22 protein-coding genes and 2 pseudogenes are annotated in these 25,893 nt (G+C 53.6%); 14 read left to right on the top strand and 10 right to left on the bottom strand.

Annotation, left to right across the window (positions count from 1 at the left end; translation table 11 throughout):
• The first annotated feature begins 26 nt into the window (after positions 1-26).
• From BLW38_RS16415 to BLW38_RS05760, 3 genes are all read left to right on the top strand, one after another.
• Positions 27-191, top strand: a complete 165-nt coding sequence (locus BLW38_RS16415; protein ID WP_218143033.1) for a hypothetical protein — start codon at positions 27-29, stop codon at positions 189-191.
• A complete protein-coding gene (locus tag BLW38_RS05765; protein WP_092815846.1) occupies positions 188-1,357 on the top strand; it encodes a pyridoxal phosphate-dependent aminotransferase in 1,170 nt (389 codons plus the stop codon). The genes BLW38_RS16415 and BLW38_RS05765 overlap by 4 nt, the downstream gene beginning before the upstream one ends.
• A 272-nt stretch (positions 1,358-1,629) precedes the next feature.
• Positions 1,630-2,184: a DoxX family protein gene (locus tag BLW38_RS05760; protein ID WP_092815843.1), complete on the top strand. Its 555-nt coding sequence runs from the start codon at positions 1,630-1,632 to the stop codon at positions 2,182-2,184.
• A 315-nt stretch (positions 2,185-2,499) separates the two neighbouring features.
• Here the strand turns inward: BLW38_RS05760 and BLW38_RS15725 are convergent.
• The 3 genes and pseudogenes from BLW38_RS15725 to BLW38_RS15720 all read right to left on the bottom strand — a co-directional run.
• Positions 2,500-2,649 (bottom strand): annotated as a pseudogene (locus BLW38_RS15725) (IS5/IS1182 family transposase); the annotation flags it as partial.
• 500 nt (positions 2,650-3,149) lie between these two features.
• Complete coding sequence (locus tag BLW38_RS05745) at positions 3,150-5,546, bottom strand: PGF-pre-PGF domain-containing protein (protein ID WP_143040813.1); 2,397 nt, start codon at positions 5,544-5,546, stop codon at positions 3,150-3,152.
• 99 nt (positions 5,547-5,645) lie between these two features.
• Positions 5,646-6,776, bottom strand: a complete 1,131-nt coding sequence (locus BLW38_RS15720; RefSeq protein WP_143040812.1) for a hypothetical protein — start codon at positions 6,774-6,776, stop codon at positions 5,646-5,648.
• 142 nt (positions 6,777-6,918) lie between these two features.
• Between BLW38_RS15720 and BLW38_RS05740 the strand changes: the two genes are divergently transcribed.
• The 3 genes from BLW38_RS05740 (at position 6,919) to BLW38_RS15710 (ending at position 9,881) form a co-directional block, all read left to right on the top strand.
• Positions 6,919-8,364, top strand: a complete 1,446-nt coding sequence (locus BLW38_RS05740) for a DUF58 domain-containing protein (protein WP_092734257.1) — start codon at positions 6,919-6,921, stop codon at positions 8,362-8,364.
• Complete coding sequence (locus BLW38_RS15715; protein ID WP_143040811.1) at positions 8,361-8,897, top strand: hypothetical protein; 537 nt, start codon at positions 8,361-8,363, stop codon at positions 8,895-8,897. Before BLW38_RS05740 ends, BLW38_RS15715 begins: the two co-directional genes overlap by 4 nt.
• Positions 8,898-8,966: 69 nt before the next feature.
• Positions 8,967-9,881 (top strand): hypothetical protein, encoded by a 915-nt coding sequence (locus tag BLW38_RS15710; protein ID WP_143040810.1) that lies wholly within the window; start codon positions 8,967-8,969, stop codon positions 9,879-9,881.
• A gap of 168 nt (positions 9,882-10,049) precedes the next feature.
• Here BLW38_RS15710 and BLW38_RS05730 read toward each other — a convergent pair whose 3' ends face one another.
• Positions 10,050-11,039, bottom strand: coding sequence for an AAA family ATPase (locus tag BLW38_RS05730; protein WP_092816429.1), 990 nt, complete (start codon positions 11,037-11,039; stop codon positions 10,050-10,052).
• Positions 11,026-12,108 carry a DUF4350 domain-containing protein gene (locus BLW38_RS15705; RefSeq protein WP_177167444.1) on the bottom strand — a complete coding sequence of 361 codons (1,083 nt, stop codon included), beginning with the start codon at positions 12,106-12,108 and terminating at the stop codon, positions 11,026-11,028. The genes BLW38_RS05730 and BLW38_RS15705 overlap by 14 nt, the downstream gene beginning before the upstream one ends.
• Positions 12,109-12,261: 153 nt before the next feature.
• Between BLW38_RS15705 and BLW38_RS15700 the strand changes: the two genes are divergently transcribed.
• Entirely contained in the window at positions 12,262-14,343 is a 2,082-nt protein-coding gene (locus BLW38_RS15700; RefSeq protein ID WP_143040808.1) for a hypothetical protein, read from the top strand.
• On the opposite strand, the gene uppS is transcribed toward BLW38_RS15700, so the two are convergent.
• The gene (gene uppS / locus BLW38_RS05720; protein WP_092734248.1) at positions 14,320-15,291 is read right to left on the bottom strand and encodes a polyprenyl diphosphate synthase; all 972 of its coding nucleotides are present in this window, start codon (positions 15,289-15,291) and stop codon (positions 14,320-14,322) included. The genes BLW38_RS15700 and uppS overlap by 24 nt on opposite strands.
• A gap of 191 nt (positions 15,292-15,482) precedes the next feature.
• Between uppS and BLW38_RS05715 the strand changes: the two genes are divergently transcribed.
• From BLW38_RS05715 to BLW38_RS05695, 5 genes and pseudogenes are all read left to right on the top strand, one after another.
• A complete protein-coding gene (locus BLW38_RS05715; protein ID WP_092815834.1) occupies positions 15,483-16,262 on the top strand; it encodes an ABC transporter ATP-binding protein in 780 nt (259 codons plus the stop codon).
• 163 nt (positions 16,263-16,425) lie between these two features.
• Positions 16,426-17,502 (top strand): FtsX-like permease family protein, encoded by a 1,077-nt coding sequence (locus BLW38_RS05710; RefSeq protein WP_245710081.1) that lies wholly within the window; start codon positions 16,426-16,428, stop codon positions 17,500-17,502.
• Positions 17,499-18,728, top strand: a complete 1,230-nt coding sequence (locus BLW38_RS05705) for an ABC transporter permease (RefSeq protein WP_092815828.1) — start codon at positions 17,499-17,501, stop codon at positions 18,726-18,728. The genes BLW38_RS05710 and BLW38_RS05705 overlap by 4 nt, the downstream gene beginning before the upstream one ends.
• Before the next feature lie 267 nt (positions 18,729-18,995).
• On the top strand, positions 18,996-20,279 hold the full coding sequence (locus BLW38_RS05700) for a glycosyltransferase (protein WP_143040807.1): 1,284 nt from the start codon (positions 18,996-18,998) through the stop codon (positions 20,277-20,279).
• Positions 20,276-20,803 (top strand): annotated as a pseudogene (locus tag BLW38_RS05695) (IS6 family transposase); the annotation flags it as partial. The gene BLW38_RS05700 and the pseudogene BLW38_RS05695, both read left to right, overlap by 4 nt.
• Positions 20,804-21,107: 304 nt before the next feature.
• On the opposite strand, the gene BLW38_RS05690 reads toward BLW38_RS05695, so the two are convergent.
• Complete coding sequence (locus BLW38_RS05690; protein WP_092816427.1) at positions 21,108-22,031, bottom strand: NAD-dependent epimerase/dehydratase family protein; 924 nt, start codon at positions 22,029-22,031, stop codon at positions 21,108-21,110.
• Between the two features lie 221 nt (positions 22,032-22,252).
• Here BLW38_RS05690 and BLW38_RS05685 point away from each other — a divergent pair, with 221 nt between their 5' ends.
• Positions 22,253-22,534 carry a helix-turn-helix domain-containing protein gene (locus tag BLW38_RS05685; RefSeq protein WP_092815825.1) on the top strand — a complete coding sequence of 94 codons (282 nt, stop codon included), beginning with the start codon at positions 22,253-22,255 and terminating at the stop codon, positions 22,532-22,534.
• Between the two features lie 83 nt (positions 22,535-22,617).
• Here BLW38_RS05685 and BLW38_RS05680 read toward each other — a convergent pair whose 3' ends face one another.
• The gene (locus BLW38_RS05680) at positions 22,618-22,890 is read right to left on the bottom strand and encodes a hypothetical protein (protein WP_092815822.1); all 273 of its coding nucleotides are present in this window, start codon (positions 22,888-22,890) and stop codon (positions 22,618-22,620) included.
• A gap of 110 nt (positions 22,891-23,000) precedes the next feature.
• On the opposite strand from BLW38_RS05680, the gene BLW38_RS05675 reads away from it, so the two are divergent.
• Positions 23,001-24,080 carry a DUF1616 domain-containing protein gene (locus BLW38_RS05675; RefSeq protein ID WP_092816425.1) on the top strand — a complete coding sequence of 360 codons (1,080 nt, stop codon included), beginning with the start codon at positions 23,001-23,003 and terminating at the stop codon, positions 24,078-24,080.
• Between the two features lie 16 nt (positions 24,081-24,096).
• On the opposite strand, the gene BLW38_RS05670 is transcribed toward BLW38_RS05675, so the two are convergent.
• Positions 24,097-25,071, bottom strand: a complete 975-nt coding sequence (locus BLW38_RS05670) for a sugar phosphate nucleotidyltransferase (protein WP_092815819.1) — start codon at positions 25,069-25,071, stop codon at positions 24,097-24,099.
• A gap of 91 nt (positions 25,072-25,162) precedes the next feature.
• Complete coding sequence (locus BLW38_RS16805; protein ID WP_092815816.1) at positions 25,163-25,735, bottom strand: metal-dependent hydrolase; 573 nt, start codon at positions 25,733-25,735, stop codon at positions 25,163-25,165.
• Positions 25,736-25,893 lie beyond the last annotated feature (158 nt).

Below are 25,893 nucleotides of genomic sequence, written 5' to 3'. Positions count from 1 at the left end.
CCGGCCGGCCGCTCCGATCACCACCGATGTCACGAATCGACCTACCCCGTCCGCTCGATCCGGCGGCGATCACCGCCGGTTCCGGATCACCCGCTGAACAGTTCGCCGAACGGTTCGCCGATCGGTCCGCGATCGACCGATCGGTCACGAGTCGAGCCGGTGCCATCGTCCGGGCGGTGGGTCCCGTATGACCGACCGGCGGACGCCCGACGTCGACGTCGGGACCGACCGCACCGACGCGGTCGCCGAGTCGGTGATCCGGGAGATGACTCGCGAGGCGTTGGCCCACGACGCGATCAACCTCTCGCAGGGCATCCCCGACGAGGACGAGACCCCGCCCGCGATCAAGGCCGCGGCGAAGGAGGCGGTCGACACCGACAGCCAGTACACGATCACGTGGGGACTCCCGGAGCTTCGGGAGGTCGTCTCCGACCGGTACGCCGACTGGAAGGGCGTTCGATACGACCCGGAGACCGAGGTGACGATCACCACCGGGACGAGCGAAGCGTTGATGTCGACGCTGCTCTCGCTCGTCGACGGCGACGACGCCGTGATCTACTTCGAGCCGGTCTACGAGAGCTACATCCCGGCGAGCCAGTTCGCCGGCGCCGAGGCGATCCCGCTGGACATCACCGACGATCTGACGGTCGATTTCGACGCTCTCGAGGCTGCGGCCGAGCGCGCGACCGTGCTCGTGTTGAACACGCCGATGAACCCGACCGGGAAGGTCTTCTCCCGGGAGGAACTCGCGCGGATCGAGGAGATCGTCTTCGAACACGACCTGATCGTTCTGACGGACGAGATCTACGAACACATCGTTTACACCGACGACTACGTCAGTCCGGTCGAGGTCGGCGATCTGGCGGACCGCACCGTCGTCTGTACCGGAATGTCGAAGACGTTCAGCGTCACGGGCTGGCGCGTCGGGTTCTGTCTGGCCCCCGAGTACCTCTCCGCGGAGCTGCGGAAGGTCCACGACTACACAACCATCTGTGCGCCGACGCCCTTCCAACGGGCCGGCGTCGAGGCGCTGTCGCTCTCCGACGACTACTACACGGAGCTTTCCGACTCCTACGAACGCCGCCGAGACCTGCTGTGTGAGGGCCTCGAGCGCGCCGGTCTCGATCCCGTTCGCCCGGACGGGGCCTACTACGTGATGACGCGGTATCCGACCGACGAATCCGACATCGAGTTCTGTCGCCGCCTGATCCGCGAGGCCGGCGTTGCCGCGGTCCCCGGCGGAAGCTTCTACACCGATCCCGAGGCCGACGCCGACTGGATCCGGTTCACGTTCTCCCGCAACGAGCCGACGCTCCGGGAGGCGATCGACCGGATCGTCGAGAACCGCTGGTGGTGAGGACGCGTCCTGCCCCGGCGTCGACTCGGCGACGTCGTCGTGGATGCACCGCCGACGTCTCGGAAATCCCTCAGAGAGGTTTCGGTACTGCCTCATACCTCCGGTCTTTCAACGAACCCATATTTCGGATTTATAACTGGAATATATTTATGAATGATCTGGTAAATGCGGAATAACAATTTATATAGAATCCAAGGCGTATATCATATGGATATTCTTCAAGTTTACTATCGGCGGGTGATTTTAAGGTGTCATCGGGATATCGTACACGTATGGCATCACGAGAGGTCACGCTCGAAAGCACGATCGGCGGGTTCACCGCCCAGGGACAGTTACACACGTTAAGCGTCTGGTTCATCCTCGCGCTTCGATTGATGATGGGGCTCGCGTTCCTCCAAAGCGGCGTCGATAAGGTGCTTTCCGGGAGCTTCGGCGCGGCCGGCTACCTGCAGAACGCGCCGCCGTCGAACGGGAGCCCGGTCGCGGATCTGTTTGTCGCGATGGGGAACTCGCCGTCGTTCGTGGCGTTCGTGGACGTCGCCGTTCCCTGGGGTGAAGTCCTGATCGGGCTCGGGCTGATCGTCGGCCTCCTGACCCGGCTTGCCGCCTTCTGGGGAGCGTTTATGATGCTCCTGTTCTACCTCGGGAACTGGGAGATCTCCCACGGCTACATCAACGGCGACTTCGCGTATATGCTCGTGTTTCTCTCCGTCGCCGCCTTCGGTGCCGGACGGATCCTCGGGCTCGACGCGTACGTCGAGAACTACGACGTCGGCGGCGAGACGCTGATCGATCGATACCCGTGGATGCGGTACCTGCTCGGCTAACGGGAAGCCCCGGCAGCAGACCGCTCCGCCGGCCAACTATCAAACGTTGGAACCGGAATCGGGAATGGAATGCTCCGACTGGGATTCGAACCCAGGTCATCGCCTCGAGAGGCCGACAGGCTCCACACAGACGGCCTCGCTGAGATCCGCGATTGGATCCTTCTATATCGGATTTTGGCCTGCTATAGCGATAGTATTGATCTGGGAGTATATAAAATACCCAGCTGGTTGCCCGGTCGGCAAGTCCGATTCGCAGTATTAGGTAATGAGCCAATCTTAGAAGCTAGCCTCAGTGAGGATATCATAGAACTCTTCTCACACTGTGATCACGGTACTTCCCGGATTGTCTTCGCGTTCGTAGTTGGCAATTATGGCGACGAGGCGAAGGCACAGCGCAAGGAACACCTGCGCTCGTGCACAGACGCGGCCTCGGACGCACACACGCCCGAGGCAGTAGTCCTTGAGTAACCGACCCCACCCTACTTCGCTCACCCTGACGGGTTCGCTCGTTGAGGGCGTCGTCAGAAGCGGAGCTTCTGACTGCTACCCAGAAATCGGAGATTTCTGGTGATGGGGGCTTTGATGTGGGACTCGCCGTCAGTTATCGCCCGTATGGAACGACCTTCGGGGTCGGCGTCCCCACCATTCGAGGGCCGGGCTACTGCAGCCCGTGATACCGGCGACTTGTGCGACGTATCACTGAATAATGGTACGGTGGATCCCTGAAAATATATCGGGTGACGAGTCAGTCAGCATCAGCCACGTTACTTGTTTCCCACTATGTCGGCTTTCTCTCCGGCCTACTCGCGTCGTGCTTCCGACTGCGTGTCAGAAGCCCTCGCTCCTTGAGGCCAGAGGCTCCGTCTCGAAACTGCTGAACTGCGTCTCAACACCCCGTCAGAACGTACCGCGTTCTGACTGCTGTCTCGGAGACGAGTCACCCACCGTTCATAAAGGTGGAGACGTCACCTTGAGTAGCGGCGGGCGAGTAGTGCACTGCTGAGCAGTGCGAGAACCGCAATTACACTGGTGAAGCCAGGGATCCCTTCCTCAGTTTGCTCCGGACTCACCTCAGTCTCGGTCGGCGACGGCTCCGTTTGCTCCGGTGTCTCAATGGCGTTGACCGTAATCGATGTCGTGGTAGTATCCGTTTCGCCAGCATCGTTCGTCACAGTCAGTTCGACATCGTACTCACCTGGTTCATCGAACGTCGTTGAGACCGTTTCTCCGGTCAGTGTTTCTCCAGCAACGGACCACTCGTAGGAGACCACTTCTCCGTATCGGTCGTCGGATCCGCTGGCGTCAAGGTCGATGGATTCTCCGACGTCGATCGTCGTTGCGGATGGCTCGATGGATGCAGTTGGTTCAGCGACGGCACTTACGGAGAAGTACGAGAATCCAGGTGTTTCTGCCCGAAGGATGATACTATCTTCAGTCTGATCGACGACTTCAGTAGTGAGACCTTGCCATTCCCCGTCCGCGAATCGATTCATACGGAGATCTTCAGGTTCAGCGTTGACGGCTTCGACTCTCGACTGCGGTACGCTGGCGCGGATCGTTCCAGGTGTATTTGCGGCCTCATCCGGAACCGTAATCTGAGTAACTGAGACGGAGGCACCGGGTGACGGACCGGTTTCGTCTGGTTCACTCTCGAGGTCCGTAACGGTGATGTCACCCTCAACTTGATCGCTTTGAATCCGAATTTCTTGGACAGACGTTTCTTGGGTGGTTGCGACGGTTTCACCAGTCTCTTCATCAACTTCGACTTGCGCTCTCTCTGAGGCAACGACTCCAACATCATCAGGTACGGTTTCCGGTACTTCTTCCTCATCGCCGAATGAGGGAGCACCGCCGCCACCGCCGCCCCCACCGCCGCCACCGCCGCCACCACCGCCTGCAGCAGTGATCTCGATTTGTTGGGTCACGGTGGTATTATCGCTTTGAACGCTAATATTATCGGTAGCAGCGTCGCCGTCTTCGGTATTCCATTCGAGTGTTACTTCTGAACTCTCCCCAGCTCCAAGTGTCAATTCTGGGTCAGTAATTGAGTCAACGGTTTCCCCATCGAAGTTGTTTAATTGGATCTGCTGGGTATCTTCGCTCCCACCCGTATTGGTGATCGTGGCATTGACGGAGAGGGTTTCGCCTTCCTCGATTGGTGCGTTCGTATCCGTGATCGCAACGTCAAAGTATGGAGCAGGTTCTTGGATACTGAACGTTCCACTGTCCGTACTGATCGCGTTTTTGTCGTTTTCGAGCGTACTAAGGTAGACGTACTGGTAGGTGCCTTGCTCCCAACTATCGTTCGTCTCGATTGTTAGCGTGTGATCGCCCGATTCGGCAACATCCGCATCAATCGATGCATTGAGCGTTGAATTCGGCGAGACACTTCTCGTATTCGGCGGATCTTGCTGTAATTCTTCCGAGATGAAATCAATTACTGCTCCAGATCCAACTGCACGCGAGACACGCCCGTCAGCGAGCTCAACACCATTAATAGTCGCTCCCTCTTCGACATCGCCTACCCCACTGACAGTGGCTATCGAATGCTCAAATGTACTGTCCTTCTGAATGTCAAAATCCCTATCTAGTTCATTCGGATCAACGATAACTGTATGTCTTGATTCGGTTAACTGGTCCTGCTTATAGACTGCTAAGACGTGTGTGACACCAGTACTCCCGAGTTGATTAGTAACATCTACATCGAATGTAATATCGTCTCCTGGTGCCGGACTATCTGTGGTTCGGGTTACCTCGGATGGTTCTCCGCGCTGTACGGGAACTGCATCAGTACCAACCACAGTAATCTCATCGGTAACTTCGATCTCCCCGGAGTCAATATTCACCGCATCATTCCCGTTACTAGTAATAGCGAAAAATAGGTAGTGGCCGGGCTGAGATGGCGTGTAACTAAAGGTTTGATATCCATTTGAATTGAGAGACCCGTTTTCGACGAATTCATATGTTGCATTCTGGTTTGCGTTCTCGGTAGTCAACATATCAATAGCATCCGAGAACGTATTCGGGACTTCAGCGTTTCCATCGCCGGTTACTCGTGCCGCGACGATCTGGACATCCTCTCCATCCATTGACCCACTTTGTGCCCGTAGTGAGTCGTATGTGAGTGTTATCTCCGTATTGGGGTTATATACGACTGTATTATCTTTTGCAAGCGATGTTTCGTCGGATCCAGTGTTCGCAAATAAATATGGATTCGAAACGGTTTCTGCAGCATTTCCACCATCTACACGAAGTGGAAATACAGCTCGTTCCCATACATTAACTTGATCTGATGCTTCGAAAACTTGATCGTTCGGTAAGGGATCCGAACTCGCAGCTGACGCGGGTGCGGCGGTTACCACACTTAAAACCACGCACACCACTATGAATATGGTACCCAGTTGACGCATATTACATTGCTATGATATACGCTACTTGTTAAATTTTACTCAAATGATACTCTAGCGCGATCGGGAAGATTTCAAGAAGATCGTCGTCAGGACAAGTAGAACGCCCACGGTGATGAACGAGAATCCAGGGATGGATGTATTCGTATCTGGGGTTGATGTTGAGACTTCATTTGGAGTTACTGCTTCCGTCGTCTCATCGTGAGGTGTGTCGACTGATGATGTGGTCGTGTCCGATTCATCATTTGCGTCGGTAGCTGTGTTGGACGGCGAGTTAGTATCCGTGCTAGGGGCCGAGTCTGTTTCAGTATGAGACGGGGACGAAACGTCAGTTGGCGTTGTCTCTGTCGATTCCGGTGTTTCTACCGCCTCTGTTGCTGTCGGTGTAGCAGAGGCTTCACTCCCACCGCCGCCCCCGCCACCGCCGCTACTACCGTCTCCAGATGACGGTGTAGACGTTTCAGCAGCCTCAAGTTCAACTGAGTGGCCGTTACTGATACCTAGAATCTCTTTCTGGTCAAAGACCACATTTTGTCCGCGAACATTCGCATAGACTTCGTATGAGCCTGTATTCAGATTCTCTGTATTGATCGATATGTCCTGCGTTCCGCTAGTGCCGGTTGAAGTAGATCGGATTTGTTGATTATCGTTTGCAATTACGACGTCAATACTATCTTTAGCGACATCTGATTGCAGTTGTTGGGTAGTAACTTCAACTGTCAGGTTCTCACCGATGGAAGCTGATTCTGGAGCTTGAATTGAAGTGTCGTAGCCCTCAATAACAAGCGGATGTAGTACTTGAGTTGCGCCTCGTTCTTGCACTGCAAATACGTATGTCCCGGCGCTCAGTCCGCTGAGATCGAATGTTGCCGTGCCACTTCCATTCCCACGATTCTGATCAATGATCTGCCGGTCAGAATTATAGAGATAAACGTGATATTCCTGATCCGGCGCTGGTGCTTGAACGTTTACATTGACGGACGATCCTATTGCTGCTTTCCCAATCGCTGAGACTTCATATGTTGCTCCTTCCAGAGCAATTTCACGAGTCGGAGTATCTACGCTACCATCAATTGTAATATCGTACTCTGAATCCGCGCTAGCGGTGTGTGTCACTCCACCGAGAAGGAGGGAAGTGGCAACCAAGCACGTGATCACCAATGCAGGGACCGCCCTATATTCCATACACGGAAACAGATATCTAATTGATAAAAATCCTCTTGTTGCGCTTTGAGTAGTCTGTCCGGCTTCTTCCCAATCACACAATACGATACGATATTCTTGGAATCCCTATGCTTTAGGGGAGGGAGAGTGTCCGGGCAAGTAGATGGCATCGGTGCGTCGAACCGAGCGGTACTGGTGGGTCCTCGGACTGGTGGTCTTTTTTAGCTTGTTGACTCTTGTATTCACAGACGTTCTATTCTTAGTCACGACTGCCGGAATTCTCGGGTGGTTACTGGTTCTCGAGGGGAGTTTTCGCCGCCACGTTCAAACTGTTGAAACTGCAGTCTCCGTTTCATACCAGACACCCCAGACGAAGATTCATCCAGACGAACCCCTTACGGTTTCAGTCGCGGCAGTAACGACACAGCCACTTCCAATCACGGTCGCAATCGATCCGAATTATCCAGACGTGGCTGACGGACAACCTGCTAACGAACAACTATCGCTTCCGCCTACGGTACTGAATGCAGCTACGGAGTGTCAGCTTCGGTTCCCATTTGCAGGTAATTATGATATTGGCCCGGCGACAGCAACAGTCACCAGTCCGTATGGTTTTTTCGAAATGACAATCCCGTTTCAAGCAGGTACAACGGTCACGGTGACGCCGCGTGATACAGATTCGATCCACGTAGGTCAAGCCGGAGAACAATTCACGGTCACATACGGTGAGTATGGATCTGGAGATACTGGGTCAGGGATCGTGCCTGCAGGGATGCGTGCGTATACCCCGGGCGATCCGGTGTCACGGATTAACTGGAAAGTAACGGCACGGCTTGCTGAGGTATACGTTCGAGAATTTGAGCTTGAAACAACACGCCCATTGATGATTTTCTTTGATGGCAGGGTTGCTACTAGCAGTGCCGAGGGTGTCGAATCACAGCTGGGGTACTTGCGTCACGTTGCTGCTCTTCTCGTTGCGGATGCTGAGACCCACGGTGATCCAGTCGGGTTGTACCATATCACTGCGGATGGTGTTGATGCATCTTCACGGGTAAGTGCTGATCCAGAACAGTATCTCAGGATCCGCGATCGACTCAACCGTATTGAATCAGGAATGACCTCGAACGGTACGACTGAAAGCACATCCTATCGTTCGCGTTCAGTAGCGACGTCGACAGTATCTGCTGAACGACTGCAGTCTGATACGTCGGTGTTCAGTAAGCAATTATACCCATTTATCACTGCACGGTCGGAACGTTTCCAGCGAATTGAGCACGATCCACTTATGCAGACGGTACAAACGTATCTGAATCAGCACAGCCGTGATGTTCGCGTCGCTATTCTCACAGATGACAGCCGTCGTGAGGAGTTATATGACACGATCAAGTTTGCTGGGCAACAAAGCCCGACAGTACTGTCATTTCTCACACCAAGTGTCCTATTCGAACCCAGTGATCTCACCGATATTGAGACCATTTATAGTCGGTACGCTGAATTTGAACGGTTCCGACAGCAAGTCGAGCAGATTGAACACAGTACCGCCTTTGAAATAGCTCCGGGAGAGAAACTGCAAGCGGTTCTTGCAAGCGAGCGGACACAGGCAGAATGACAGACACACAGCAAGGGGTGGCGGACACTCGTGAACGCGTGGTGGATCGTCTTCGTGCGGGACCGAATAGCGCAATCACTGTCGAACCTGAATGGCAATGGTATGAGCTTGGATGGTGTGTAGTCGTATGTCTCTGGTTTAGTACGACTGGACGGGTTATCGAGTTAATCATTGCTGCGAGCTTGATTTGCTGCTGGGTGTTTGCTCCCGCAATCACTGTCCTGATTGGTGGAAACCTAGCGTTGATCGGTTTCCAGATCACGCCTGAAACGCTGTGGGCACTCGGTGTGACGGAGCTTCTCTTCGCTCTCCCGATCGTGTTTGAAGGCTGGGCGACTATGCAAACGCGTACAGTCTCTGGAATTTCGACTGTGTTTCTTACACTGCTTCTTGCGCTCGCTGTGATTGGCGGTTGGCTCACGTGGCCACCAATTCATATCGTGGCGGGGATCTGTCTCCTGTACCTTGCTGGGGTATTCTGGCAACAGGTATCCGTATCCACACAGGTACGTACAAATACCCACGAACGATGAGCATATGATGAGAAACTATCAATTGACTGGATCCAGGTTACCGTTCAACGGGTTCTATCCCGATACGCTATGAGTACAAACGACACCGGCGCTGTAGGTACCGATGACGAACTAGGGAGTACTGCGACGGATCAGGAAACGACTGACGAGGAAAGTATTGCAGAATTGTATGGAAAACTCGAAATATTGCAAGCGGAGAATCAACGACTCCGAGAAGAGTATACACGGTCACAGCAGACGAACTATCGACGGACTGCTTTTGGCTTACTAACGGTCGGGGTAATTGCAGTTGCCGGGAGTTTCGCTGTAGCAACGGCACAACAAGTACTCATTGCTCTCGGGGGGACTGCAATTACTGCCGGTGTCCTCACGTATTATCTCACACCTGCTGATTTCGTGACGACAACAACTGGTGATGCGTTATATCGCACGCAACAAACAAACTACACTGAACTCATCTCAGCGCTTGATTTAGCCGGAACCGAGATTTATGTTCCGCGGGAGGAACGAACTCCGTCGGATACTCGACTGTTTCTCCCACAGCATCAAGACTATACGCTACCGGAAGATGCTGATCTCGATGAAATGTTTGTCGTCACCGATGATCCGAGTCAGCGTGGTGTTGCGCTCTATCCAACGGGAGCTGCATTATTTGAGGAATTACAAACAGCAGTCGATCTTACTCCCTCCGAAACGAACTCACCAGAACAACTATTCACCCAGCTAGCCGATGCGCTTGTTGAGCAATTTGAGATTGCGGACCGGATCGTGACATCCGTCGAAGACGATCACCACAGTGTGATTGCAGTAACTGACAGTTCCTACCAATATGTTGATGGAATAGACCACCCGATAGCATCATTCTTTGGAGTTGGAATCGCAACCACACTCGGGACACCGGCACGCATCACAGTGTACGATGCCGATGGTACAGACGTCATTCTCGAATGTCGGTGGGACAACCCCGACAACTCAAAACAGTAGTCTCACGTCGCTGTTCCCAACTTCCTGCTGATCTCACAACAGAGATTTCTCAAAGTGGGGAGTGGTCGAGCAATGGGATGGATGGCGGGGGAACTTAACACCACTCGACCACATCCCCATTTCCGAGTGAACAAAAATAATAGTTTCTGCTATTCGGTGCGAGGCGATTTATCTCTCGTCTTCGATCAGCTCTTCACTAGGCGCATCAACCGTATCAAGAACGTTCTCAATGACGGTGGACTGAGTGAGATCGCTGAGTTCTGCCTCGGTACTCAGGACGATCCGATGCGCTAAGACCTCAACAGCGAGCTGCTTGACGTCATCAGGCAGAACATAAGCACGGCCGGACACTGCAGCAGATGCCTTCGCAGCGCGTTGAAGATCGATTGCTGCTCGTGGTGATGCCCCAACTTCCGTATCTGGGCTCTCACGTGTAGCTTCGGCAAGATTCAAAATATAGTCTTTTATCGGTTCAGCGACGAAAACTGCTTGACAGTCATTGCGTGCGGCAATAATATCGTCTGTATCGATCACTTGCTCGATTGATTCCGGTCCAAGACCCGGGGCGTTATCGAACCGATCGAGAATCGCTTGTTCGTTCTCACGCGATGGGTATCCTAACCGGAGTTTGAACTGGAAACGATCCCGTTGAGCCTCTGGGAGTTCATACACTCCCTCCATTTCGAGGGGGTTCTGAGTGGCAATCACTATGAATGGGTCTGGAAGTTCCAAAGTGTCAGCTTCAATTGTCACCTGTTGCTCCGCCATCGCTTCTAGCAATGCACTCTGCGTTTTCGGGGTTGCTCTGTTGATCTCGTCAGCAACGACAATGTTCGCAAACACCGGTCCTCGCTGCGTTTCAAATTCACCTGTTGCCTCACGGTAAATCGTTGTACCAGTTATGTCCGCAGGTAAGATGTCCGGCGTCATTTGAATCCGGTTAAACGACAGCCCGCTCGCACGAGCAAATGATTCAGCTGTAACTGTTTTCGAGATCCCAGGCACACCCTCGAAAAGCACATGCCCACCAGTCAGTAGTGCAAGCGTTAACCGTTCGACGACTTCCTCGTTCCCGACGATCACACGGCCAACTTCCTCTTGGAGGGACTCGTACAACGTTTCGGGCGTCAGTTGAGAGGTCGCGTTATTCATCGTCATCAGATATTGTGTCTGTGTCGAGTTGCTCCATACTCTTTGTGATTCGTTCAACACGAGTCGCATCCCAGTCTGGATGCTGATGACGGAGATATTCTGTACGCTCTTCGGCATCAAATGTGACTGCGTCGAGCGAGGTATCTCTTTCAAAGAACTCCTCCCGCACTATAGTAATCACTGACCGAACACGAGGGTGGACTGCCAGTCCAAGCAGAAGCGGTCCGAGACCTGCTAGTACTGCTTGTGCCCAAGGAGTTTGCTTGAGCCATACCCAGAACTGTATCGTGAGAGGAATTTTACCGCCGTGGGATGAATCAAGGACGACTCGATCGTAGGATGATGTTAGTCCGTTAGCCAGGTTACGGTTCCCGGGACGGTCCAGCATTTGATTAATGAAGATACTCGGATCACTCAGCACGAACACACGTCCATTACCTACCTGTTCTGTCGTGAGTACTGGGTACGACTGGAGTGGTTCGGTTTGGTCACGCTGCTCGTTTTCATTTTCATCGAGATAGGAGAAGTCCGAGGAGTACGCTAGTACTGTTGCGTTTCCTGTGGTGAGCGTACTCCCTCGGTTAAACGTGAATTGATCGACGCCCTGCGTGATTGATGTGTTCGATGTGTTTGTTATAATTGGTAGTGCCGGATTCCGATGAAATTGGTTTGGATCACGGAGCTGCCGGCCATCAATTCGTGTCGAGACACCGAGTTCCGCAAGGAGTTGATTCGTCTCTCCACGCCGATCATCTGCAATAAGAAGGGTCCCACCACGGTCAAGGAAAGCGTCTACCCGGGCTTGTTCCGCAGGCGAGTATGCAGTCTGCGGCGCTAGAAGAATGACAAGTGTTCCACTCCCCTCAAGTTGATCGTACTCCGTTGAATCAATGAGAACCGGCGTGGCACTTGCTGAATCAGCTGCTGAGTTGCGAAGTTCACTTGTCCCATCCCATTCTGCATTATACGCCCCGAAGGCAGTCGTTGATGTCAGTGCTGCAAGAGACAGTGTGACTGCAATAACTATAATAAAACACCATAATATCACACGAGGGATATCCCACTCAGTACCCAATATATTCATAGTCCACCCGTGAGTTACGGTGAGATCATCCCTGTCTACTCATCTCCTCGGCACCTATCTACTCATATCTTTTGAGTGCTCGCTCATAGAACATTCGTCTGTCGAAGCGGTTTTGCCAGTTGACCTGTATCTCAGAGTTAACGAATGGCTGCGACTCGACCTGGACCACTCATTATCTGTCTACTGCTGCTGGTGACTTGCGGGACACCTCTTGTCTCTGCAACACCTGATCAGATGCAGCCAGTCGCAGCCACGACAAGTAGTGAGAACCCGGTATATGCGGCGGCCGAGTCATCAAACGAGACGAACAATTCTACTCGACATATCGGTCCGGAACTCCCCGAATCTGACGAACCACGAACTGTAGTGCTTTCACAATTTGAAGTCGAGATCGGTGCCCGGCTTGAAGCGAGTCTGGAAGCAACCTCAGCTCGACAGTTCGATCTTGCGGAAGCTGAACTCCGTGGAAATATGACACAGCTGGTTAAGCAGTATGAATACCTGGCTGCTAACTCCTCATCTGCGTCTGTTGAAACTGCAGAGAACCTCAATCTCACGGTTCAGCAACAACGAGAACTCGTTGAAGCAGCTCGTAATTCACGTGCTCTCTACAGTCAGTATCAAGCTGCTCGTGCGACTGGAAATGATACTGAAGCTCGCCGACTTGCGAGAGAATTACTCAATCAGACGGCAACCGGGAATCAGACGGCGTCGGAACTCATTGAACAGTACGAGCAGCTTGATAATACAACGGCAATTAACGCGACAGAGGAACTTGAGCAGCTCACTACCGCGCAAACCCGTCTGGCGCAATTAGAAGAAACAGTTCAAAACGATACATTCGTCGAGACAAATCTCACGATCACCTCTGTGTCAACGCACGCCTCACCAGCAGATCCGCTCCAAGTACACGGACAACTTCAGGCGAACGAAACTGGGATTTCAAATCAGTCCATCATTGTGACGCTTGATGGGCAGTCGATCCGGACAGAAACAACAGCAGATGGGAATTTCACAGCGACGTATCGACCGATAACAACCGAGCCAGGAGTTAACACTCTCACTGTAGAGTATCGCCCTGATCCGGTCTCTGCATATGAAGGAGCACAGAACCAAACAGCAGTCTCTATTAACACATCTACACCTACGGTGACAACGACGGTTAACCGGACACGCGGTCAGTTCAACGATATCGTAACGATTCACGGACAAGTCACCGCAAACGAAACTGGTCTCCACACCGTCCCGGTTGAAACCACGATCGGCACCCAGTCGTTCACGCAAACCCGTACGAACCGTAACGGTGAGTTTAAACACCGTATACGACTCCCTGACACACTCCCACCAGGGACCCGAACGATTGAGATTACCGTTGCAGACGCTACAATGGCTGTTGAGCAAACCACAGTCGAACGACCGATCACAATCACACCGACCGCAACACAACTCACTCTCACTGCGACACAACAGAATCAGTCGACGATCTCCATTACAGGACAATTGCTGACCGAAACCGGAACGGAACTACCCAACCGACTAATCGACGTGTCTGCCGCCGATACACAGTCACAGACAGTTCGAACAAATGATACTGGCGAGTTTACCACGGTCATTCAGGTCCCGCGCGATGAGACGCTGCTTAATCTGCCAAACACAGATCAGCAGCTCTCAATAACCGCCTCTTTCACACCGACCGGGTTGAATCTTCAAAACACCTCGACAACCACGACTCTCGAGTATTCACCGCCGGCCTCTCCCTCGTTGCGGCGCACTGCATACGGTGTCGGCGTAGTACTTCTGATCGGTGGGACAGTTGTCGTCTGGCGACGTCGAGAGACGTTTGCTGGGATCACTCGTACATCTGGCGAGACCACCCAGTCAGACGAAACATCTGCCCCACAGCAGTTGGAAACTACTGCGATTTCGCCTACGGCACTGCTCGACCGGGCACAGGACCACCTCGATCGGAATGACACCGAGGCTGCGATCCGACTCGGGTATGCCGCCCTTCGCTGGAACTACCTTGACTCATACGATCTCTCTTCTGCGCTCACATACTGGGAGCTGTATAACTCGATACACGATGATCTCGACACTAGTGAAGCAGAAATCCTGTTTACGATGACAACAGCCTTTGAGCAAGCAGTCTATACAGACCAAGATGATCTTCCCGCAGATACGGAGCTCGCTGCACTGCTTGAATCAATCGAAACGCTTCTCGAGTAAATCCTCTCTACCTCTCAACCCGGTAGCACCGTCCGTGATGTTTATTTCCTCAATAGTCAGTTCGTCGGCGTTCGACTCCTCTGGCATCCGATTTTGGAATCGTTCGACAGTGGCGCGGGCCTCAGTCAGTTCCACATCGCCTAGCGCCTTCACTAGCGTCAATGCACGTTTGGCCCTCGTGCGCCGCCACGACTCCTCGCGGGACTCGTAGGTCCGGATCGCCCGGAGGAAGTCCACCCGCGAGAACTCTGGCCAGTAGGGCGTGCAGAAGAAGACCGCCGCCTCGTTACCGTTGGCGTACCACGGTAGGAAGTTCGAGGTGCGTTCATCGCCGCCAGACCGGATAATGAGGTCAACGTCCCGCAGCGGGCGATCGTAGAGGCGACTCTCAATCTCCGAGACGTCGATGTTCGTGGGATCCAACTCGTCGCGTTCGACCGCGCGAACCACCTCGCGGGCCGCGCCAAGAAGTTCGTTCCGGCCGCCGTAAGCCAGCGCGATATTGAGCGTGAACTCGTCGTAGTGAGCGGTCCGGTGCTCGGCGTATTCGACCGCTTCGCGGACCCGTTCGGGGAGTCGCTCGATCTCGCCGATGGCACGGATGCAGACCCTGCCGTTGTGGACACGGTCATCGTCGCCGAACTCGTAGAGCTTCTCCTCCAGCAGGTCGAATACTGTCTCCCGTTCGTGGTCGGGCCGATCGAAGTTTTCGGTTGAAAAGGTGTACAGCGTCAGCTCCTCGACGCCCATCTCCTTGCACCAATTTAGAATTTTTTCGGTCGTCTGCGCACCTGCCTGGTAACCGTCGGAAGGCCCCGTGCCCTGTTTGCTCGCGTACCGGCGATTGCCGTCCTGAATGACGGCGACGTGCGCTGGCACGCCGGATATCTCGCGTTTGAGAAGTCGTTCGTAGGCGGCGTGCGCTCGCCGCTGTGCCCACTTGAACATTCGTTACAACTACCGACAGCACTGGGTGTAATCAGTTTTTTGACATCGAAATCCGCGACTATGTACTGTCAATGGCGAATTTCTTGGCTTTGTTGAAATCCTCAGCTACCCCCGGTGAACACGTCCTGCGAACGAGTCACTATCCACAACTCTTTATATAGCATCTTGTCGAATGGTCGAGTGTCCAACTAATGGTTCCTCGGTCGACTATATACCACTCTTCATCATCCACAAACACATCTACTGAGGTAGACCCAGTCGTTACGTGTACCGACGTCTCCCGTCACTTCACACGTGGGAGCAGTCACAGCGGATGGTTCTCTCGATCCTCACAGAGTGCCGAGATAGTCACAGCTCTCTCTAACATCTCGCTGTCAGTAACCCGTGGTGAATTCGTTGGGCTCGCCGGGCCAAGCGGTAGCGGCAAATCAACATTACTGCACCTACTCGCCGCACTCGATACACCTTCAACCGGCAGCGTCGCTCTTGCAGGCCGCCAGACGAATACTCTCTCAACGCGCCAACGCACTAAACTCCGACTGGATCACGTCGGGATCGTGTTTCAGCACTTCCATCTGCTCCCATCCCTTTCAGCACGTGCAAACGTGGCTACGCCTCTTATTGAACTCGGCTACTCTCGACGCCAACGGCGACAACGTGCTACGGAGCTCCTCGCAAACGTCGGGCTGGACGATCGTGTTCACCACACACCCGGTGAACTCAGCGGTGGCGAACAACAACGCGTTGCCGTCGCCCGGGCACTCGCCACCGATCCGGACCTCGTCATCGCAGATGAACCAACTGGTGAACTCGATACCACGACAGGGAAGCGCGTACTTGACGTCCTCGCGGCCGTCGCAACTGATCGCGCCGTTATCGTTGCCTCACACGACCCGCAAGTGCTTGACCGCGTTGACCGTGTGATCAGACTGCGCGACGGTCATCGTCAGAAGGTCGATGAAACTACATAATCTTCGTGCCCTCGGTCGACGCACCGTGTCGATTGCGGGACTCGGATTCCGACGGACACTTGGGAAAGCAACCGGCGGTGGCTCCAACAGACTTCTGTTAAGTATTACCGGCGTTGCGGTCGCTATTATGCTGTTAATCACTGTATCAGGCGTTGCACTCGGGATGGCATCACAAAACGCCGTGCAAAGCGACGACGTTGATTACTGGGTCGTTCCAGAAGGCGGGAATTTAAACACGATCGCGGTGTCAACAGGTGGCCCGCAACTCGGAGACACGCACAGGTTGACAGACCGGTTACAGTCTGATACACGGGTTGAGTATGCCACGCCCGTCCTCTTGCAGGTTGTTCCAGTCCAGTCATCCACACGTAACGACCCGGAGTACGTCCTCTTTATCGGCGTTATCGTTCCAGAAACAAGCCAGCCAGTCATTGCCGGGCAACCAACAGATGCCTTGCAAGCCGGTGATCCGTACTTCGCAAACGGCACCTATAACGGGACCTGGACTGGTGAAGCAGTGATCAATCCTGCGGCTGCAGACGTGTTGAACGTATCAGCCGCTGATCCGATCGAACCAGTTGAATCGACACCAGAGTCACTTCACGTCCAGTCTGTCTCCGACGAAGAATTTCAAACTGGTGTCGGCGTCGCCCCGATTGCACTTGTACATCTCAGTGAACTCCAAGCAATGAGCGGTTCCACAACCGATGACGCCGCCGACCAACTTCTTGTGAGCACGAATGATCCCAGCGTCCGCAACGAGTTAGCATCATTGTACCCGAACACGACTGTTGTCACACGAACTGGGATTGCAACCCAACAGGTCTCAACCTCAAGCTTACCCGTCGCAATGGCCGTCGCAGCGCTGGTCATCGCTGTTCTCATTGGCGTACTGTTCACAGCGACGATGATGGGACTCGAAGTCACACACGATCGATCAGCGTTAGCCACGTTGACCGCACTCGGCTACTCTGAACGATCGCTTGCTGTGCTCGTCGTCACGGAAACGATGAGTCTTGCTGTCCTCGGTGGGCTTCTCGGCGTTGGGCTTGGAGTCGCTGGAATCCTCATTACGAACGCTGCCGTCGCCGCCACGCTTGACGTCCCATCACTTGCTGTCCTGCATCCCGCTCTCTTCGGGTATGGATTCAGCGTCGCACTGTGCATCGGGATCGTTGCCGCCCCATACCCGATCTGGCTCTCGCGGCGAGCAGAACCACTTGAGGTGATGCGGCAATGATCCTCGTGAGTCGCCTCACGGCTATTGCTTCGGTTGCCGTCGCCCAGTTACGACACGATCGGACACGTACTCTCCTCGCGGTGATCGGCGTCACACTGGCGATCTTGTCCACGATGCTGCTTGCCGGGACTGGGCTTGGCGTCGTCGAAACCGGGCAAGAGAAGTTTGAGAATGCCGGCCGGGATCTGTGGATTACTGGCGGGTCCGTTCAATTCACGCCGTCACAGGTTGGCGGAGTACAAAACTCGATTTACGATGCCCACACGTTCGCCGATGAGTTACGGCAACGTGATTCAATCCGGACTGTCGGTCCACTCCTATTTCAAACAGTATATGTGAGCTCGGATGGTGAGGAGTTCCAAACGATCGCCTCAATGGGTGTCCCTAGCAGTGCCGGTGTCTCGATTTCCGAAGGACGTGGGTTTCAGGGAGATTCGCATTACGCGAACGGGAGCTATAACGGCCCGATGACTCACGAAATCCTAATCGACGAGCGCACGGCAACACTCCTTGACGTCGACGTTGGTGATCGTATCCACGTCGGGGGCACGATCACATCAGCACGCAATAATGAATTTACGATCGTCGGTGTCTCTAGCACCGGCAATCAGTTCCTCGGTACGCCGACAGTGACGATGCCGCTCAGTGAACTGCAAGAAATAACGGGGAAAACCGGAACCGATCCGGCGACAATTGTTGCAGTCACCACGACAAACGACAGTAATCCACAGGCCGTTGCCCAAGACTTGCAAACTGCATATCCTGAACTGACGATTAGAACAAACCAGGAGCAGTTTCAAGCAACGTTAGAACGACAAGCTGTCGTCCTGGCCGGCGGTGCAAGTCTCATCGTCCTCGCAGTAGTCGCCGGACTCACATTGACACTCAACATACTACTGTCAATGGTCTACCAACAACTTCCCCAATATGCCGCATTAAAAGCACTTGGAAACTCTAGTATCACCGTTACTGGCGTCGTTATTACTCAAGCGATCATCGTCGGAATACTTGGCTGTGTTGTAAGCCTTGGTTTGGTCATACCGATGGCAAACGGCATTGACCACCTCGCTACTACCATCACTGGGTTCGAGAATGTCGTTCGTATTTCCCCTCAAATCTTGCTACTTGGTATCGGCGTGGCTGCGACGATGAGTCTCTTAAGCGGACTGATTGCTGGATCACGATTAGTCGGGCTGGATTCCATTCGAATCCTTCGAAATCAGTGAACTTCTCCAGTCTGCTCGGCTGACCCCTCGCTGAGGTGAAAAAACATCATATATGAGAAGACTTCGTGAGAGAAACAATTTTATGTGATAGCTGTATTGTCTATTGTATTGATATGACTTGAGTGGGGCTGATTACACAGATCACTCACCTCCGAAATGATGTGATCATCCGAGTGTGGGGGTTGATACGGCACATTCCCGCAGTTGAAAGAAGCGGATCGCCTTCGAATAATACCTAACCGCCGCCCGTGGGTGGGGTTGGCACATATGGGATCAACGAAAGTTCAAGAACACAGCAAGCCGCGGAGTATAGCGCCATCAACGGATAAACCGATAGAGGATACTGATAGTAGGCCCCTCCTCGATGCTGACAGTGACATCTCACCGACAGTCAGCATCGTTATGCCGACGATGAACGAAGAAGCCGGGATTCGAGAATGCATTGAACGCGTCCGAACCGCGGTGCAAGCATCCGGCTACCACACCGAAGTTATCATCAGCGACGACTCAACTGACCGGACACCCGAGATAGCGCGTGAACTCGGCGCGATCGTCGTCGAACCCGACCAGCCCGGCTACGGCTACGCATACCGGTATGCATTCGAACGCTGCCGGGGCGACTACATCGTCATTGGCGACGCAGACACGACCTACGACTTTGAGCAATTCCCAACATTATTAGATCCAGTTGTGAACGGCGACGCCGACATCGTTATGGGTAGCCGTCTCAACGGCGAAATCAAACCTGGCGCAATGCCGGCACTCCACCAGTACATCGGGAATCCTTTACTCACCAAATTTCTGAACACCTTCTACGACGCTGGTGTCAGTGACGCTCACTCCGGTTACCGCGCCTTCCGTGCTGACGTTCTTGACGAACTTAACCTCGAAACAACCGGGATGGAATTCGCCTCCGAGATGATTATGGATGCCGGCGCTCGTGATATGACCATCGAAGAAATCCCGATCACCTACCACGAACGTGAAGGTGATGCAACCCTCGAAAGCTTCCGTGATGGCTGGCGTCACGTCCGATTTATGCTATTAAATGCCCCACGGTACCTATTCACAATCCCTGGAACAATTATGGGTCTTCTCGGGATACTCGTCCTCACGCTCGCTATCACCGACATCACACTTGGTGGTGCCACATTCGGAATCCATACTGCCATCGCCGGATCACTATTGATCCTCGTCGGCTTTCAAGTCGGAAGTATGGGTACGTTTGCAACGATCGCTAGTGACCCGATCAAACGCCCGACCGACACCATCACAGAAGGTATTATGGAGCACCTGTCGCTTGAACGGATAGCCTCGCTTGGACTCATAATCTTTCTCAGCGGCGCCCTATATGCCAGCTGGCTCATCATCCAATGGGCACAAACCGGGTTTACACAACTCCCGATGGTTACCGGCGACGTCGTTGCATTCACCGCAATCGTCCTCGGCGTCCAACTCGTGTTCAACGCGTTCTTTATGAGTGCAGTCGCCACACGAGACATACAGCGACATTCTCCGTCGGGTAACCACAACGGGGACTATCTTGATTAGCGGGGCTGTCGCTATCGAGTACCGTCTCGGTTCTCGAAGAGTTGGGTGTCGAGCGATCTCGGAAAGCAATCCACGATTGGGTGCAGAAGGCCGATTTACAGCCTACAGACGGTCGAAGCCCGAATCACGTCGCTGTTGACGAAACTGTGATTCGAATCAACGATCGGCAGTTCTGGCTGTATGCAGCAGCTGATCCAGGGACAGACAAGTTGCTGCATCTGCGGTTATTTTCAACGACAACGACTGCATTAACCGAGATCTTTCTCCGCGAACTCCGCCAGAAACACACCGTCGAATCCACCGTGTTTCTGGTTGATGGCGTTCAACACCTCCAAACTACGCTGGCCAGAGCCGGGCTCCGATTTTAAACTAAACGAAATGGAAATCGAAACGTCATCGAACGAATTTTTCGAGAACTTAAGCGCCGAACGTCCTCGTTCTCAAACTGTTTCAGCCACGTACAGCCTGAAACTGCTGAAAATTGGCTCCAAGCATTTGCTGCCTGGCTTAATGCTCCAAACTAAACACGACCGTGTCAGATCGGGAAATTTTATTAATGATTTCTATAGATATTCATATACAACGATCAATAATGGACATGGCTGGAAAACCTCCAGCGGAGTGCCCAGACTGTGGGGCACTTTCCGTTCGTGTTACGAAAGTAGCGCCTTGGAATCACGATCGCGGCGACGAGTGGGTAACCCAGGCTGAATGTGACGAATGCGATGAGTACCAAGAATGGTTTGATTAGCAAGCCAACCGAGTTTCTCCGTATGCAGCCTGTACTGACCGCGACCGGATCAGAATATGTCACATCTTGAGCAGTCACTACGCCTCAGATCGGTAGGGTTTGACGACACGCTTGACACCTTCCTCGAAAGAAATCTGCGGCTCCCAGCCAGTCGCCTCCCTGATTTTCGAGATATCCGCGCACGTATCGTGGACGTAGTTTTCTAGTGGAATCGGCTCGTACTCGGGTTCAACATCTGTGCCCAACGCCTCGTTGATGAGTGCGACCATCTCGTTGAACGAGTATGGCTCCCCTGTCCCGAGATTATAAACGCCAGCCAATTCTTCTTCACCGGCTCGTACTAGTCCGCGGACAACGTCGTCGACGTGAGTGAAGTCTCGCGTCTGAGAGCCATCCCCCCACAACACAGGTGGCTCCCCAGACGCGATCTTGTCCGCAAACTGCGAAACCGTATTCGCGTACTCGCCCTTATGCGCTTCATTCCCACCGTAACCTTGATACACTGAGAAGAACCGCATCCCCGCACACGAGAGATTCTCATAGAAATTGTTGTAGTATTCAGCATACCGTTCCCGCCCCAGCATCGACGCATCATAGCCCGTCGCCGCCTCCAAGTCCATATCCTCAGGACTAGGCTCAGTACGACTGCCATACGCCGACGATGTCGACGCGTACACGATCGTCTCACAGTCATCAGCATATGCCTGCTCAACGACGTTCACGAAACCCTCAATGTTAACGCGTGCTCCCTCACGCGGGTTCTCCTCAAGCATCTGTCGACTTGACAATGCTGCTAAATGGTAGACGACATCGACATCCGTCGGGAGACCATCGTTACGAACATCAGCATCAACATACGTGACATCCGCATCGAGATTTTCAGCCGTTCCTAAATATCCGTTGTCGAGCGCGATAACATCGTTTTCAACTGCGAGGGTATTCGCTAGGTTAGATCCAATAAACCCGGCGCCGCCAGTAACCAGCACCTGTTGATCCTGCATACTCATCCGGAATTCAGTCAGCAATATAACATTACTGGATGCGATTGATCTCTCTTCCTAGCATTTTTTAGCTGAATGCAGACGCTAAGTCCTCTTCCCCAGCAAGCGCCGACTGAATGGGAGATGCGAGCAGAGAGAGGATACGGCGCCGCACGATTCTCAAACACGTTCGAAGTGGCTATGACGGAAAATATACATAGGTAGATGATGTCCCAGATAGTATGAAACTGAAAGTTCCAATTGATTTTCAGATACTTACTGCTTTGTCCGATGGTTACCGAAACAACGGTGCCAACTTAGCATATATCCTTGATCGTGATCGTGGATATATCAACACGCGACTGCCAGTATTAGCGGACTATGAACTGGTAGAGCGAATTGGTCCATCACCGAATAGTGGACTCTATATTATTACAGAGAAAGGCCAGATAGCAGCCGATCACCGCGATGTCTACGAAAGCGAGGAAACGGACTTTGAGAAGTTTATCGAAAAGAAAATCTAGAAAAAAAAAAAAAGAAACACACGTTTAATAAGAGGCCGTTTTCTCCCTCAATCGAACACTAGAGCAAGCAAGTAATCTGTTGATCAAAGCACATCAGATGGCAGGATCTCCAGAATACGTCTGGTAACAATATATCCGAATATGATTAATCCAGCAAGGATGATCCATCGAAGCCGGTAACGCCACTGTGGCTGTATATTCACCGGCATTGTTAACTCAGTAACGACCAGCAACCCGATGAGTGCCACGACGAAGTATAATTCTAGTGTTAGGGCATTCAGCACTGTGAGGACGATCAGCGTTGCTAGCATCCACGCAGTGAGATAATACACGAACAGTTGGGGTTTTGGAGGCATTCGTCACTCCAACGCTGTAGTACTGTGTCCTGACTCCGGATGCCTGAGTGTATCGGTTCTTGCTCCATACGAACGCGGAGTTTATATCTCTCAAGAGGGTTATCCGACTAATGGCACGGCGGGATAACGGTACAGGTATTCTCCCCGACTCCGTCGAAGACATCCCACCTGATCTCGCTGCCGTGTGTATGTATCTGTGCGTGACAATTGCCGCGATCTTTCTTCCCGGGATTCGAGACACACCGATTCGAGTCGTGCTTGGATTACCGTTCGTGTTATTTATTCCCGGCTACGCATTCATCGCAGCGTTATTCCCGGAATCTAATACTTCAGCGACTGACGCTGCAGCCGACGCAGACCCCAGCCCAAACGAGGCGCAGTCATCAGATCGTGATGTTGAGTCAGTCACTACGGCAATCAAGGCTGAAAGCGGCGGGATCGACGGGATTGAACGCGTTGCGCTATCATTCGGTACAAGCATTGCGATCGTCCCGCTGATCGGACTCGTCCTGAACTTCACTCCGTGGGGTATTCGTCTCATTCCGATTGTAGTTAGTCTGACCGGCGTCACGTTTCTCCTCACATTCATCGCATACCACCGACGAGCGGCACTCCCCGATGCATACCGATTCCGCGTTCCATATCGATCGTGGATTCAGGCTGCACGTCGAGAGTTCCTCGAACCGGATGACCGGGCAGATATGGTCCTGAACGTCTTACTGGTCTGCAGTGTACTGTTAGCAGTAAGTAGCGTCGGTTACGCCGTCGCAGTCCCACAGACTGGCGAATCGTTCTCCGAACTGTACTTACTGACCGAAACAGACGACGGTGAGCTTGTCGCAGATAACTATCCTCAGAACTTTACTGCCAACCAAGAACGCTCACTAACTGTCGGAATCGGGAACCAAGAACATACGACGGAATCATACACCGTCATCGTACTGTTGCAACGCGTCAACATCTCAAATAACTCAACCACCGTTCTAGACCAACAGCAGTTGCAACGCTTCCACGCTGACCTTGAGCATAATGAAACTTGGCACCACCAACACACCATCGCACCACCGATGACCGGCGAGGATCTCCGCCTCACATATCTCCTGTACAAAGACGATCCTCCAAGTCAACCATCAACCGACAACGCCTACCGCGAAGTCCACCTCTGGATCACTGTCTCCGAACCTTCCTGACGGAATAGTGGTCGTCCTAGAACTGGCCGCCGTCGGTGATGGAGGTGTGCGCACCGATCAGCGCACCTGAGAGATCAAAACTCCCAATCATCGTGTCGCGGTCGATGATCGACCCGCGGATCTCCGCGTTCCGGACGGTGGCCTCGGGGAAGACGACCGCCCGCTCGAGGGTCGCGTCCTCGACGGTCGCGTCCGCCATCACGTGGACGGTCTCGCCGAGCTGCGAGTCCGTCACCGTCGCGTCCTCGTGGACGACCGTGCCGCCGTCGAGGGACCACTCGATGGCGTCGAGGTAGCTTTCGGGCGTGCCGATGTCGAACCAGGCGCCGTCGAAGGTGAACGCGCGCACCGTTCGGCGCTGCTGGAGCCACTGGATGAACCAGCCGGGCTCGTCGGGGTTCTCGCCCGCCTCGAGGTACGTCGGCAGATCCTCGAGGCGCTCGGCGGGGAACGCGTAGCAGGCGATGGAGACGAGCGTGCTCTTGGGGTCGTCGGGCTTCTCCTGGAAGTCGACGACGCGGTCCCCCTCGAGTTCGACGAGGCCGTAGGACTTGGCCTTCTCGCGGGAGCCGACGTCGTAGGCGGCCAGGGCTGGCTCGCCGGCGTCCGCGAAGAAGTCGACGAACTCGGCGATGTCGAAGCTGATGAGGTTGTCGCCGGCGACGACGACGAGGTCCTCGTCGATGCCCTCGCGGTCGACCAGCTGGGCGAGCGCGCCGACGACGCCGAACTTCTCGGACTCGTCGGTGGTGTCCTCGACGGAGAGGGTGGGTTTCTCGAACGCCGTTTCCGCGAGATACGTCTCGAACTCCCCCGCAAAGCGCTCGTTGGTGGAGACGAACACCTCGTCGATCCGGTCGTCGGCCTCGAGATCCGAGAAGATCTCGTCGATGACCGTGTGGTCGCCGATCGGGAGGAACATCTTGGGTCGATCCTTCGTGATCGGCCATAGCCGCGTCGCGTACCCGCCGGCGAGGACAACCGCCTTCATATGTTACTTATCTCACAGACAACCTGTTTGATTCTTATGGTTTTTCAACCTCAAAATCAACCACCGATTCGATACCCTTCTCGTGGTTTCTTCAAAACCGCTGAATATTTGATCGAAGCCATACACGCACGGTTCGTGCACTCTCTGCACCACTAACAAACCAGATTCCAACCGCGAGTCCAAGTAAAAGGAACTGTGCGGTTACATATGGAGTCATCTGGAGCTCCGAGAAATGGACTGCGAAAGAATCATCGTTTGGGTACGGTGGTGATTCAAGGACCGGCCATAACAAGTATGTCGTCCATTGTATCTGACTCATATCCCCACGAAACAACCCAATAATGACTCCCGGCCCTAAGTCGCTGAGAGAATGTGAAACCCACCCAACGCCAAACGAAGCGACAAGATCCTGTCGATCATACCGCGCTGACAGTCGTGAAAGAATGTACAGCACGACAGCTGCCGTCAGCAGTGAATGCGCAAGAGACCGACCGGACGGAAGCACTGTCACTGACCACGCTAACGGTTTATCAACCAGATCCGGAAACTGACTTCCAAACACGAGCGCAACCACCACACCGACCGATTGCGTTACGCGTTCGGAAATTCGAGACACCAGAAGCAAACAAAGATACGCAAATGCGAGGTGTCCCCACGGCCACATACCTATGTATTCGTCGCCCTACCTATTCCTCTTCTGATTCATCGGCGACCAAGTCGATTAACGTCCTTCTGAAGAATGAGGATCCCCGAGCGTTGGGTTCTACCTTGATGCTGTTTCCCGTATCAGGTTTGTGATGGTGAGTGAGAGTATCTGCAGGG

The sequence above is a fragment of the Halopenitus malekzadehii genome (genome assembly GCF_900108505.1).
In the GTDB taxonomy this organism is placed as follows: Archaea; Halobacteriota; Halobacteria; order Halobacteriales; family Haloferacaceae; genus Halopenitus; species Halopenitus malekzadehii.
This window is presented reverse-complemented; position numbering and strand designations above follow the sequence as displayed.